Annotated in this window: 13 protein-coding genes; 4 read left to right on the top strand and 9 right to left on the bottom strand. The window is 63.1% G+C overall.

Going from position 1 to position 13,147, the window contains the following annotated elements:
* Positions 1 to 74: 74 nt before the first annotated feature.
* The 5 genes from EIY71_RS16595 to EIY71_RS16575 form a co-directional block, all read right to left on the bottom strand.
* Positions 75 to 857, bottom strand: coding sequence for a molecular chaperone (locus tag EIY71_RS16595; RefSeq protein WP_085745933.1), 783 nt, complete (start codon positions 855 to 857; stop codon positions 75 to 77).
* 24 nt (positions 858 to 881) lie between these two features.
* Positions 882 to 1,382 carry a spore coat U domain-containing protein gene (locus EIY71_RS16590; protein ID WP_085745932.1) on the bottom strand — a complete coding sequence of 167 codons (501 nt, stop codon included), beginning with the start codon at positions 1,380 to 1,382 and terminating at the stop codon, positions 882 to 884.
* A 4-nt stretch (positions 1,383 to 1,386) separates the two neighbouring features.
* Positions 1,387 to 1,923, bottom strand: coding sequence for a spore coat protein U domain-containing protein (locus tag EIY71_RS16585; RefSeq protein WP_007951533.1), 537 nt, complete (start codon positions 1,921 to 1,923; stop codon positions 1,387 to 1,389).
* A 20-nt stretch (positions 1,924 to 1,943) separates the two neighbouring features.
* Positions 1,944 to 2,477, bottom strand: a complete 534-nt coding sequence (locus EIY71_RS16580) for a spore coat U domain-containing protein (protein ID WP_134022330.1) — start codon at positions 2,475 to 2,477, stop codon at positions 1,944 to 1,946.
* Between the two features lie 101 nt (positions 2,478 to 2,578).
* Positions 2,579 to 3,088, bottom strand: coding sequence for a spore coat U domain-containing protein (locus EIY71_RS16575; RefSeq protein ID WP_102687148.1), 510 nt, complete (start codon positions 3,086 to 3,088; stop codon positions 2,579 to 2,581).
* A gap of 287 nt (positions 3,089 to 3,375) precedes the next feature.
* On the opposite strand from EIY71_RS16575, the gene zapE reads away from it, so the two are divergent.
* A complete protein-coding gene (gene zapE, locus EIY71_RS16570; protein WP_102717034.1) occupies positions 3,376 to 4,509 on the top strand; it encodes a cell division protein ZapE in 1,134 nt (377 codons plus the stop codon).
* Between the two features lie 61 nt (positions 4,510 to 4,570).
* On the top strand, positions 4,571 to 5,884 hold the full coding sequence (locus EIY71_RS16565) for a leucine-rich repeat-containing protein kinase family protein (protein WP_102687146.1): 1,314 nt from the start codon (positions 4,571 to 4,573) through the stop codon (positions 5,882 to 5,884).
* A gap of 38 nt (positions 5,885 to 5,922) precedes the next feature.
* Here the strand turns inward: EIY71_RS16565 and EIY71_RS16560 are convergent, their stop codons facing one another.
* Complete coding sequence (locus tag EIY71_RS16560) at positions 5,923 to 6,627, bottom strand: YebC/PmpR family DNA-binding transcriptional regulator (RefSeq protein WP_007961154.1); 705 nt, start codon at positions 6,625 to 6,627, stop codon at positions 5,923 to 5,925.
* A 220-nt stretch (positions 6,628 to 6,847) separates the two neighbouring features.
* Between EIY71_RS16560 and EIY71_RS16555 the strand changes: the two genes are divergently transcribed.
* On the top strand, positions 6,848 to 8,254 hold the full coding sequence (locus EIY71_RS16555; RefSeq protein WP_102687145.1) for a type VI secretion system Vgr family protein: 1,407 nt from the start codon (positions 6,848 to 6,850) through the stop codon (positions 8,252 to 8,254).
* A gap of 3 nt (positions 8,255 to 8,257) precedes the next feature.
* Here the strand turns inward: EIY71_RS16555 and EIY71_RS16550 are convergent, their stop codons facing one another.
* Together EIY71_RS16550 and EIY71_RS16545 are read right to left on the bottom strand one after the other, a co-directional pair.
* The gene (locus EIY71_RS16550; protein ID WP_134022328.1) at positions 8,258 to 9,649 is read right to left on the bottom strand and encodes an FAD-dependent oxidoreductase; all 1,392 of its coding nucleotides are present in this window, start codon (positions 9,647 to 9,649) and stop codon (positions 8,258 to 8,260) included.
* A gap of 73 nt (positions 9,650 to 9,722) precedes the next feature.
* A complete protein-coding gene (locus tag EIY71_RS16545; protein ID WP_007951542.1) occupies positions 9,723 to 11,048 on the bottom strand; it encodes an MFS transporter in 1,326 nt (441 codons plus the stop codon).
* A 289-nt stretch (positions 11,049 to 11,337) separates the two neighbouring features.
* Between EIY71_RS16545 and EIY71_RS16540 the strand changes: the two genes are divergently transcribed.
* Complete coding sequence (locus EIY71_RS16540) at positions 11,338 to 12,237, top strand: LysR family transcriptional regulator (RefSeq protein ID WP_007951543.1); 900 nt, start codon at positions 11,338 to 11,340, stop codon at positions 12,235 to 12,237.
* Here EIY71_RS16540 and EIY71_RS16535 read toward each other — a convergent pair.
* Positions 12,207 to 13,067, bottom strand: a complete 861-nt coding sequence (locus EIY71_RS16535; protein ID WP_102717039.1) for a LysR substrate-binding domain-containing protein — start codon at positions 13,065 to 13,067, stop codon at positions 12,207 to 12,209. The two genes, EIY71_RS16540 and EIY71_RS16535, sit on opposite strands and share 31 nt — an antisense overlap.
* Positions 13,068 to 13,147 lie beyond the last annotated feature (80 nt).

The raw sequence follows: 13,147 nt of genomic DNA, 5'->3' as shown, positions 1-13,147 counted from the left end.
CGTCCGTCAATGGACTGATTCCTCCTGAAACCGCTGGCGCCGAAGCCTGATCACTTCGACATGACTCGCTACGGCTATCGCGCCGGCGGAATGCTCTGCACCTTCGCCGCGCCATTGATCCGCCCGGCCAGCTCTCCCGTCACCGGTCCCGGTGCCGGCCAGCGCATTACCGCGCCGGGCAATACGTAGCCGAGCAATCCCTCGGCCAGCGGCTTGCTTTGGCTGCCCTGCTTTATGGCCACATCGGTCAGTCGCGCATGAACCGCGCCCTGATTGCGCACTTCCACATAAGGACGCCCCTCCACCGCCACCGTGCGCCAGCTCAGTTGCGGCAGGCCGATGCCCTTGGGGTCACGTTGACGGGCGCTGTCTTCCTTGCTCCACAAACCCGCGCCATAGGCGAACAGCGGCACCGAGTAGCGCATCTGGAAGCGAATCGCCGCAGCGGTCTTGCCGTCTTCGGCAACGGGGGGCTGAGCCGAGGGGATTTCATCGATGATGATCCGGTACGCCAGTTCCTGGCCTGGCGGCACGTCCTTGGTGCGGGTCAGGCGCACCAGTTGCTTCTGGCCCGGCTCGATCTTCGCCACCGGCGGGCTGCCGATCACCTCGCGCTGATTGCGGTATTGCTCTTCGAAACCGCTCTGGCTCCAGCCGAACACGCGGATCTGCAGGTTGGCGGTTTCCGTGCCGCGATTTTCCAGCCACAGCGCACTGGCCTGCTGATCGGCCTCCAGCACCGGATCGATCGGCCAGATCAGCACCGAACTGGCGGCCTGGGCCTTGAGCGTCCCGAACATGACCAGCGCCAGCACGGCGCAACAAACGGACGAATAGCGTGACGTGAAAAACCCCATAAACCTGCTCCTTGTCATTTCACATCACCACGACAGCTGCACCTGCAACACATCGCTGTATGTCCCCCCGGGCTGATTGCCCGGCAATTGCACCTGACCGTAGATCGGCAGACTGATGTTGTTCGCATCGCTGTAGGCCACTGCCACACTCTGGCCGATGCCCAGGCTCTGGCTGTACGCCGCATCGCGAAACAGCGCATACGCCACCTTCGCGCTGCCTCCACTGATCTGCATGCGTCGCCCGCCGCTGTTGTACTGGCCGCCATCGACCGTCATGTTCAGCGCCACCCCCGGCGTGCATTGCAGCGTGACGCCACCGGTCAACGCGACCTGCACCGTGCCGGTGGCCAGCGCCGAACGCGAACCGAAATTCAGCCCGCCATAGTTCGATACGCCCCCCACCACCAGACAACCCGGTGTCACCGTGGCACTGACCTGAAAACTCTGGCTGGTCACCGCCGCCAACGGCAGCGGCAAGCTGCCCGCACATAGCAGAAGCAGCGCCGCACAGCGATGTCGGCCCATGACACTAGAACGTCAGTTCAACGGAAATCGTGTCGGTGTAGGTGCCCGCCGGCAGCCCGGCCTTGCCCACCGCCTGACCGTAGATGTTCACGGTCTGCGCCACACCGGTACTGGCGGCGAGGTTGATCACCCCGTCGATGGCCAGCAATTGCGAGTGCCCGGCGTCGGTGTACAGATCGTACGGCACATAGTTGGCAACCCCGTCGTACAACGCGCGGGTACCACCCGGCGAGAGCCCGTCATGGGCGCCGGCGCGGACCTTGACCGTCGGCGTGGTGCCGGCCGAGCACAGGATCGACAACGCCCCGCCCCCGCCGCCCAGCACCTGCCCGGTGGCCGTGGTGAACAGGCTGTTGGCGGTGCCGAAGTTCAACGCACCGAAGTTCAGCCCGGTAGAACCGCCGGAACCGTTGACCTGGCAACTGCTGATCAGGATCAGGCTGGAGGTGATCTGGCCGGTGACCGTGGTGGCGGCATTGACGCTGGAAGCGAGCGTCAGGCCGAGCAACGACAAACCTATCCTTGATGCAATCGTACGCATGGTGTCCGTCCTCTACGGGGTTACCAGTCGAGCGTCACCGTCAGGGTGTCGGTATAGACACCGGCCGGTACCGCACGGGTGTTCGCCACCACCGAGCCAAATACCGGGATGGGTATCTGTGCGCCGCTGGTGACAGCGAAATTGTGTTGTTGACCGATGCTGTAGCTCTGGCTGCCCGAGGCATCGAGGAATAGCTGATAGGGGAGCGTCTGGCGCCCGTTGCTCAGGCGGCGTGTGGTGCCGTCGCCATGGCTACCGCCGTCGATGGTCACGGTGAACCCGGTGACCGAAGGATTGCAGGCGACATTCAGCTGGCCGCTGCCCGCTTCGCTGAGACTGGCCTTGATCGGTGCGTTCCAGGTCGGGCCCTGCTGGCCGAAATCGAGAGAGCCCAGCCCATCCACCGGGCTGGCGGGGCTGGTTGCGTTGGTCACTTCGCAGCCGGCAATCAGCGTCAGCCGCGCAAGGATCTGCCCACTGACTGCCGCTGCCGCGGTCTCGGTGAACAACAGCAATGTGGCTGCGGCGATTACCCGCCCGTGTCTGCCCATCATTGAGCCCCTACTCCTTCAGGATCACTCGACCACTGCGCTCGTCATTGAACGCCCTTCCCTGCGCCACCCGGCTCAACCGGATGGCTGAAAAAACTCCCCGATCACCAGGTGACCGTCACCTTCACCAGATCCGAATACCGGCTGACCCGTGGCACCTCCGCCATCCGCTCGATCCGCCCGTATAACGGCAAGTCCACCGTGCCGCTATCCGGCACCCGGCCGCTGACCGGCACGTCTACCACCAGCGGCACCCGCCGTGCGGCGTCCTGATACAGGCGATAAGGAATCGGCTTGCTGCCGGCCTCCCCCGCCATATAACGCACCTCGCCAACGCCACCGTGCAGGCCGCCATCGACGCGCAACTGGTACGGGGTGTCCGGATTGCATTCCAGACGCGGCAGGCGCGAATTGGTCAGCGCCGCACCGAGTGGCCCGTCCCGGTCGCCGAGCCGCGCCGTGGTGCCGAAATCGAGCACGCCCAGTTGCTCGATACCGGCCTCGCGTTGCTGGCCGATCAACTGGCAACCGCGCTGCACATCGACCCGCACCTCGACCTGAAGGTCGGCGGCGTGGACCGGTATCGCGAGCCCGCCCAGCAATGCCCAGACCATCCCTGCATTCACCGCCCGTTCCTTGATGGCGACAGCGTCTCTGTCGTTACAGTGTTTCAGGTTAGCAACGCACGCCGATTGCGCCAGTCGATTGGATCCAGTTACCCGCCGGGATTTGTTTCGAAAGGTTGGCAACACGTCGATTTAAAGTGTTGAAAAATCCTGTACACGCCGCAGATTGCTCTGCGGAAAAACGACAAGGCGCAGTGGAAGCAAAACTATCCGTCTGGTTAAACTACCCCGCCGCGCTCGCGGGGAGCCGGCCCGATGATGACGGAGTGAATGCAGTGCCCGCCCGACCGCCCGAACGTTCGCGTCTGACCCAGCGCTGGTCAGCCTTGCGCCATTTCTTCGGCAAACGCTCCGTCACAAACGCGGGCCAGTGCGCCGCCAGCGCGCAATCGGTGCGTGACTATTTCCGGCAAAAGGCCCACGGCCAGGGCTACACCCTCAGCCACAGCCAGCAGCGGGTCATCGACTGCATGGCTCATCAGGCCGGTCTGTTGTTCGGCACCCCTGCGCAAACCCCGCCCAGCCTGTATCTGCACGGAGCGGTCGGGCGCGGCAAGAGCTGGTTGCTGGACGGATTTTTCCAGGCGTTGCCGATCGAGCAAAAACGCCGCCTGCACTTCCACGGGTTCTTTGCCCAGTTGCATCAGGGCATGTTCGAGCACCGCGACCGCGATGACGCCCTCGCCGTCACTCTCGATACGTTGCTGACGGACTGTCGGGTGCTGTGTTTCGACGAATTTCATGTACATGACATCGGCGATGCGATGCTCATCACCCGTCTGTTCAAGGCGCTGTTCAAGCGCGGAATCCTGTTGCTGGTGACCTCCAACTACCCGCCCGAAGGTTTGCTGCCCAACCCGCTGTACCACGCGCGGTTCAAACCGGTAATCGACCTGATCAATGCGCGCATGCAGGTCATTGAAGTCGGTGGCCCGCACGATTACCGCAGCCAGGCGCGTCGTCACGCGCATCAGGTGTTCACTCAGGGCCATTACGTCTGGCCGGCCAGCCCGGCGCAGCGCCAGGCCTTGAACCTGCCGCCACTCGACGCCACGCCGTTGCCTCTGGCGGTCGGCAGCCGGCATTTGCAGGCGCGGCTGTGCGAAGACCGGCGCATCGGTTTCACCTTCAACGACCTCTGCGAACAGCCCACGGCGGTGATGGATTATCTGGAACTGTGTCGACGCTTCGACCACTGGATCATCGACGAACTGCCGGAGCTGGGCGAATGTTCGATCGCCGCCCAGCAGCGCTTTATCAACCTGATCGACGTACTCTACGACCAGGACAAACACCTGACCCTGCTCGGCCAACTCCCCTTACACGAAAGCCTCGGCGGCCAGGCCATCGATCTGGCCCGCACCCGCAGCCGGCTCGGGCAATTGCGCGAAGTGCACGAACAGGGCTGATTTGCCGTTATCATGCGGCCCATTTCCGGCGCCCCGCGCCTTCTCGAAAGCGATCCTTTTCATGCACACCCTTGCACAACTGCGCGCTGGCGAACTGTCGGGCATCACCCGGCTGGATCTGGCCGAAGGCCTGACTGAATTTCCGCCGGAGATTTTCAACCTGGCCGACACGCTGGAAGTGCTCAACCTCAGCGGCAATGCCCTGAGCAGCCTGCCGGACGACTTGCATCGTCTGACGCGCCTGCGCGTGCTGTTCTGCTCCGACAATCGGTTCACCCAATTGCCGGCGTGCCTGGGCCAGTGCCAGACGCTGTCGATGATCGGTTTCAAGGCCAACCGCATCACTCAGATACCCGGCGCGGCGCTGCCGCCGCAGTTGCGCTGGCTGATCTTGACCGACAACGCCATCGAAACCCTGCCCACGGAACTGGGCGAGCGCCCGTTGCTGCAAAAACTCATGCTTGCCGGCAATCGCCTGCGCACCCTGCCGCCGTCACTGAGCCAGTGCCATCGACTGGAGCTGATCCGCATCGCCGCCAATCAGTTGACCGAGTTGCCGCAATGGCTGCTGACCCTGCCAAGCCTGACCTGGCTGGCCTACGCCGGCAATCCGCTGGAAACCGAAGCCGATGCCGCCGCCCTCGACAAAGCGCCCCTGATCGACTGGTCGGCGCTGCAGCTGGAGCAACGGCTGGGCGAAGGCGCTTCCGGGGTCATTTACCGGGCGCAGTGGCAGCCTGCGGATCAGCAGGCCACGCCAGTGGCGGTCAAGCTGTACAAGGGTGAAATGACCAGCGACGGCTCGCCGCTGCATGAAATGAACGCGTGTATCACCGCCGGGCTGCACCCGAACCTGATCCGCGTCGAAGGCCGCATCGACCAGCATCCCGATGACCAGCAAGGCCTGGTGATGCAGTTGATCGATCCGAGTTACCGCAACCTCGCCGGGTTGCCGAGCCTGGCGTCCTGTTCACGGGATGTGTATGCCGAGGATTGCCGTTTCAGTGCCGATGTTGCCCTGCGCATCGCCCGGGGCATTGCGTCGGTCGCCGGGCATCTGCATCGTCACGGCATCACCCACGGTGATCTCTACGGACACAACATTCTGTTGAACGATCAGGGCGACTGTCTGCTGGGGGATTTTGGTGCGGCGTCGTTCCATGCCACGGCGGACACGCCTGAAACCCGTGCACTGCAACGCCTCGAAGTGCGGGCGTTCGGGATTCTGCTGGGGGAACTGCTGGCGCGCACTGACTCGGGGTTGAGCGATGAACAGCGTCAGGTGCTGGAAGACCTGGAACAGCGCTGCTGTCAGCCGCAAGTGCTGGCGCGGCCGGGGTTTGGCGAGATCAGTCTGGCGTTGCAACACGCCTGAAAAAAATCGCAGCCCGAGGGCTGCGATTTTCTGGTGTGTCAGCCGGCCAGACCGACGAACATGTCCTGCACGTCGTCATGGTTGTCCAGGCCTTCGAGGAACGCCTCGACTTCAGCCATCTGCTCGTCGCTCAGGCCGCTGACCGGGTTCTTCGGCTGGTAGCCCAGTTTGGCCGACAGCACGGTGAAGCCTTGTTCCGGCAGGGCTTTCTGCACGGCATCGAGGTCGGTCGGATCGGTCAGGAACAGGGTCGCGCCCTCTTCGCCCGGCTCGAAATCCTGGGCGCCGGCTTCGATCGCGGCCATCTCAGGATCGGCGTCCGGGGTGTCCGGCGACGCTTCGATCATGCCGACATGGTTGAAGTCCCAGGCAACGGAACCGGAAGCACCCAGTTGGCCCTTGCGGAACGCCACGCGGATTTCCGCCACGGTGCGGTTGATGTTGTCGGTCACGCACTCGACGATCAGCGGCACCTGATGCGGTGCGAAACCTTCGTAGGTCACGCGATGGTATTGAACGGTTTCGCCCAGCAGGCCAGCACCCTTCTTGATGGCGCGGTCCAGGGTTTCCTTGGGCATCGAGGCTTTCTTGGCCTGTTCGACCACCAGACGCAGGTGTGCGTTGGTGGCGGTATCGGCACCGTTACGCGCAGCAATGGTGATTTCCTTCACCAGTTTGCCGAAGATCTTGCCCTTGGCGTTGGCTGCCGCTTCTTTGTGTTTAACCTTCCACTGTGCGCCCATTACTCACTCTCTTGATCTGTGGCGCCGAGACATCTATTGGCCGACGCATGGCGCCAAGTTTATACGGCCTAAAGTCGGCAATCGACCAAAAATTCCGATGCGCATCGACATCTTCTACGCGCCTTGTAGGGCGATTCTGAAAAACCGGTTTGCCACGTCCATTCAACGTCGTGTTTTCGTACCCTCTGTGGCCCGTATTGCCTGAACAGAGCCCGCCCGAATGCTCAATGACAAGGAAAGTCCGTTTTCGCTGACCCTGGCCGAAGGCGGGATAAGCCTGCCGGTCCTGCGCTTCAGCGGTCATGAAGCGCTGAATCAGCCCTTTCGGTTTGAAATCGAAGTCATGGGCCTGGCACCCGCCTGGTCACCCGGCACGCTGCTGCATCAGGCGGCGTTTCTGCATCTGGATGACGACCACGGGATTCACGGCATCATCCAAAGCGCCAGTTGCGAACACCGCGCGACGCACCGGATCGCCTACCAACTGGTGCTGATGCCGCATCTGCAAGCGCTGGAGCAACATCCCGTACGCCGGGTCTTCACGCAACTGAACGTGCCGGCCATCCTTGAGCAACTGCTCAGCGAACATCACCTGCCTGCCCACAGCTACCGGATCGAGATGACCGTCGGCCACTACCCGCCGCGGCCGTTCTGCATTCAGTACGAGGAAACCGATCTGGCCTTTGTGCAACGGCTTTGTGAGGAGGAAGGCATCCACTATCACTTCGAACATCAGCCGGACGGCCATGTGGTGGTGTTCGCCGATGACAGTCTGAGCCTGCCGCAGCAACCGACGGCGATTGCTTTCAACACGCAGATCGATGCGCCGGCAACCGGCCTCAGCAGCCTGTTCCAGCGCCATGAGGCGGTGCTGCCTCAGATTCCTGCCGGCGTGCGTGAGCGAGGGCATTCGATTACGGGCCAGGAGGCCGCCAATCACACGCTGGGCAGTCCCGTCGCCCCACCGGGATTTCTGCCGACTGCACAACGTCACGCGGCCCAGCGCAGTCGTCGACTGCTGGAACGCCAACGCTGCCGGTCGCGCTCGATTCAGGGCCGCAGCGATTGTCCGCGACTGCTCAGCGGGCGTCTGTTGCAAGTCATGGAGCACCCGGTAAACGCGTTCAACGAGCAGTGGCTGATCACCGATTTGCGTCATCAGGGCCAGCAACCTTCGATTCTCGATCCCGTGCCGACGGTTCGTCGCTATCACAACGACTTCACCGCGTTGCCCTGGTCGACCCCGTTTCGCCCGCCGCCGAAACAACCGCGCCCGGGCATTCCGGGGTATCAGCCGGCGCAAGTGCTTGGCGCGCCGGGGCAACCGGCGCAGGTGGACGATCAGGGACGGATCGCCGTGCGGTTATGGCCTGACCAACCTGATGCCAGCGCCAGCGAAGGACTGTGGTTGCCAGTGGTCATGCCCCACGTCGGCGGCGGCCTGCCTCGGGAAGATCTGCCCTGCGCCGGCAGCGAGGTCTGGGTGAGTTTTCTCGACAGCGATCCCGACCGGCCGATCCTCTGCCTCGACGTCTGCCGACCCCGACCGGCACAGCCGAAAGAAACCGAGCCCGACGACGACCTCTTGCTCGACTGGCTGCTCAACCGCTCCGCCCCGCCGCGCTGACGATTAACCTTTGTCGGCCTTGCCCGCCGCCGCTGCGAATTTCGCCAGACGCACATCGAGGTGCCGGGGCCGCCGACCGTGATCCTCGGCGCGCTCCTTGCGGCGAATGGCGTTGCGCACCATCAGCGAGCCGAGGTAGCGGATCGGTTCCGGCGGAAAATAGCCCAGCGGCCCATTGACCAGCGGCGAGCGCGTCCACGGGTTGTCGAGGCCCTGCACCAGCGAGGCGAGAATCTGCCCGCCCATGTGGCAAGGCCCGACGCCACTGCCGGAATAGCCGAAACCATAGAACACGTTGCCGCTGGCACTCATCCGGCCGAAGAACGGCAGGCCGGTGACCGAGCGATCCGAAGGGCCGTTCCAGGTTGCGTCGACTTTCACATCGGCGAACGCCGGGAAGAAGTCATCGAGACTGCGTTTGAGCAACCCGGTATAGGGCGAGGGCTGATCGAACACCGGCAGCATCCGCCCGCCATAGGCGAAGGTATTGCCACCCTTGCCGAGCATGATCCGGCCGTCCGGGGTGTTGTGGTAGTAATGCACGAAAATCCGCGAGTCGAGCACCGTCACGCCGCTGGTCAAACCGATTTCCTGCAACAGATCCGGACGTGGCTCGGTGATCAGCATGTCGCTGGAGACGATCGCCACGCTGCGTTCGAACTGCGGAAAAGCGCGGGCCATCCACGCGTTCATCGCCAGCACCACGCGGTCGGCGGTCACGCAGCCGTTCGCCGTGTGAATACGAGCCGGACGGCCCTCTTCCAGCCCGGTCATCGCCGTGCTTTCGTGAATTCGCACGCCCAACTGCAACGCCACCCGGCGCAAGCCACGCACCAATTTGCCCGGCTGCACACTGGCGGCGGCCGGCGAGAACCAGCCCTCCAGGTGTTTTGCCGAACCGGCCATGCGCTGTACATCGGCGACCGGCCGCTGGGTAAACGAGTTGATGCCATTGCGCTCCAGCGCCGCAATCACCGCGTCGGTGGAGCCGCATTGCGCGCGGTTGGTGGCGGTGTAAAGCGTGCCATCGAGTCGGTAATCGGCATCGACGCCGTACTGCTCGCAGAACTCGCCGATGGCGTGGATGCTGCGCTCCGACTCCTTGACCAGCCGCACCGCCTCTTCGACGCCGAACAGCCGCTCGAGGGTGAAATACTTCGCCGACCACGACAACGCACAACCGCCGTTGCGCCCACTGGCGCCGGCACCGCAGATGTCGGCTTCGATCAGCACCACATCGAGTTCGGGGTTCTGCTGCTTGAGCATGATCGCCGTCCACAACCCGGTGTAACCGCCGCCAACGATGCACACGTCGGTGCGCACATCGCCTTGCAGCGGCGGGCAAGGTTCGGACGTGTCGAGCTGCAAAGCCTGCTCCAGCCAAAACGGTCTCATGAAAGTTCTCCAGTCAGTCGGCCACGGCACAGCCTGCCGCGAATGCCGCAGCAGGCCGCGAGGCAGGGTTTATTCAGTTACGCAGGGGTTTGATGGTCAGGGCACGATTGGGCACGTAGGCACGTGGCTCCATGACGCCGACCGGGCGGCTGTTCCAGTGCGGAATCAGCACCAGCGCCGAGAACAGCGCACAACCGGCGAACACGATGAACACCGTCACCGAGTCGAAGTAGCCCGGCAGCAAACCTCCGAGCACTGCACCGACCGAGCCGCAGCCGTTTACGAATCCCGCCGCCGTGGCGCCAGCCTTGGCCTTGCCGAAATCGATCGCAGCCGCGCCGCTGATCATCGAGTCCGGGCCGTACAGGGTCAGGCCCATGACGAACAACAGTGCGACCACCAGCATCACGCTGCCGGTGTGCAAGGCGCCCATGAACAGCGCAAGGGTCACGGTCAGCGCCAGCAGACTCAACACGCAGGCCGGCATGCGTCGGGCACCGAACAGTTTGTCCGAGGCCAGGCCAATCATGATCGGCCCCAGCAGCCCGGCCAGTTCAAACGCGGTGGGAATGATCGCCGCGCCGACTTTGCCGACCGAAGGCATCTGTTCGAACACGATCACCGGCCCCCACAGCAAAATCGCGTAACGCGCCGGTTTCAACAGGAAATACGCCAGCCCCAGCACCAGCACCGTGCGGTTGCGCAGGATTTCCTTGAGTGGCTCCCAGACGCTGAGTTTGCTGTTGGCTTCGGCCTCTTCGGCGCTGATGACCGGCTCCGGCTCCACGGCGGGCAGGCCAACGTCTTCTGGTTTGTCACGCTGAAAGATGAAGAACAAAACCGCCACCACCGCGACCACCGCCGCGCTGGAAATGAACGCCGCGTGCCACGAACCGATCAGCGTGTACGCCCACCAGCCGGCGAACGGCGACGCCACCAGACCGCCGAATGCATAGCAGGAACTCCACAACCCGAGCACTCGCCCGCGTTGTTCGGAGGGGAAGAAACTGCCGAGGTTCTTGCACAGCCCCGACCAGCCGGTGGACTGCGCCAGCCCCTGAATCAGCATGCAGGTGGCGAAGATCGGCAAGGTTGCGAAGCTGCCCATCACCAGCGCCGCCGCGGCGGAAATCAGCAAACCACCGAGCACCACAACCCGCGGGCCGAAGCGGTCGGCGAGCATGCCCCAGGTGAACTGGCCGATGGCGTAGGCCGCCAGGTAAATCGCGTCGAGGTTGGCCATGGCCATTTTGTCGAGGGTGAAGCTTGGGTCTTCGGCGATGCCCAGTTTGGCCACCGAAAAGGCTTTACGGGTGAAATAGAACGCGGCGTAAGCGAGCCAGGTGACAGCGAAGATCTGCATGCGCCAACGCGCAATGGTGCCGATGTGCTTGTTCATTGTGGTTCTGACCTCAGGGTGTGAGTGTGCCGGCAGAATCGATGAGTAAACGCCTGTGTTTTTTATTGTTGAGCACTGCGATATCACCCCGTCCCTTCGGCGATACCGGTCAGATGAGTCCTGGTGTTGCACGCACAGGCTCATGGCCAGCGTCGCTGCCCGACCGGGCAGTCAGCGTTGACGTGAGCCGATCAAAGCAATTACTGTTTAATAAATAAAATCGATTTATCGTATTTCACACATAAGCTCAGCTTGTTACTGAAGTTCGCCTGTAAACGAGGAATCAGCCATGTCGGTTTCCCACGCCCAGCTCAAAGCCTTTCACGCCGTGGCCGTGCACGGAAGCTTCACCAAGGCCGCCGAGCGGCTTTATCTGACGCAACCGGCGATTTCCGACCAGGTGCGCAAGCTGGAAGAACGCTTCGGTGTGTTGCTGTTCCATCGCAACAAGCGCTCGGTGCGCCTGACGGATCTGGGGGAACGCTTGCTGGCGATCACCCAGCGCTTGTTCGTGGTCGAAGCCGAAGCCCAGGAGTTGCTGCAGGAATCCCAGGCCTTGCAGACCGGCAGCCTGATTCTGGCGGTGGATGCACCGGTGCATGTGCTGCCGCAGATTGCCCGGTTTTGTGAGCGCTATCCGGGGATCAGCGTGAAGATCGAGACCGGTAACACCGATGAATCGCTGTTTCGACTGTTCAACTATCAGGCTGATCTGGCGTTGCTCGGGCGCGATGTCAGCGATGAACGCCTGCTGTGCGTGCCGCTGCGCAACGATCCGATGGTGGCGTTCGTCTCGCGCCATCATCCATGGGCCGAGCGTGAATCGATCTGCCTGGAGGATCTGGACGACACGCCGCTGGTGCTGCGCGAACACGGCTCGGTCACCCGCCAGACCCTGGAAGAAGAAATGGCCCGCGCCGGTTTCCGCATCCGCCCGGCGATTCAGGTCGAAGGCCGGGAAGCGGCGCGGGAGGCAGTGGTGGTGGGGATTGGCGTGGGTGTGGTGTCGGCGGCGGAGTTTGGTGCGGACTCACGGGTTTGCGCGCTGCCGATCACCGATTGCACCCGCCGATTGACGGAGACACTGGTGTGCCTGCGCGAGCAGAGTTCGCGGCGGGTAGTGGCGACATTTCTCGAGATGGTTCGCGAAAGTCTTGTTCAGACCGGCGCCAACCCGAAAAACGCCTGAATCAACCGCAACTCTCGCCGCCGCTCCACGCAGCCAATCATGTGCCGGTTCACCAGCCCTTCTCCCGCGATGGGAATTGCGACGACACGGGGGTCATGACTGACCTCCACCGATGACACCACCCCAACCCCCAACTCAGCCGCCACCGCTTCCGTCACCGCCTCGCGACTGTCCAGTTCCAGCAACACCCGTGGGTTGACCGACGCCTGCGCACAGGCCTGATCAAACGTGCGCCGGGTAATCGAACTCGGCTCGCGCAACACCATGATCACCTGATCCAGCTCCTTGAGCCTGACCTCGCCGGAACGCGTCGCCCACGGATGCGCGGCCGGCACCAGCGCGCAAATCCGCGATTCACTCAGCGCTTGCAGATGCAGGCCCTTGCGTGGCTCGACCTCGGTCAGCACCGCCACATCGGCATGCTCGGACAACAACGCCGCCAACGTTTCCTGAGCATTGCCCAACCTCAGATTCACCGTAATCCCCGGATAACACGCCCGCAGGCTGGCAAGCATCGGCATGACCATGTGCGGACCGTCCGCCGCCACCTCAAGGCGTCCGGTCAGCAATTGCCGATTAGCCTCAAGCAGCGCCTGCGCCTCTTCGGCCATACCGAACATCGCCCGGGTGATCGCCGCCAGTTTGATGCCCTCTTCTGTCAGCTCGACCCGGCGCGCCGTCCGTCGCAACAGCGTGATCTGGTAATGCTCCTCCAGCGCCTTGATGTGCCCGGTGACCGCCGGCTGGCTGATGAACAAGCGTGCGGCGGCACGGGTGAAGCTGCCTTCCCGGGCCACGGCGTCGAAGGCGCGGAGCTGGAACAGGTTCATGAATAACCCTCACTGATGGCTGGCATAACAACAAACAATTTGATTGATGATCCGCCGAATTGCAACGTAGGCCCCGTAGC

It is taken from the genome of Pseudomonas sp. CH235 (genome assembly GCF_004368175.1).
In the GTDB taxonomy this organism is placed as follows: domain Bacteria; phylum Pseudomonadota; class Gammaproteobacteria; order Pseudomonadales; family Pseudomonadaceae; genus Aquipseudomonas; species Aquipseudomonas paraglycinae.
Note: the sequence above shows the minus strand (reverse complement) of the source record. Positions and strands in the feature narration are given on the sequence as shown.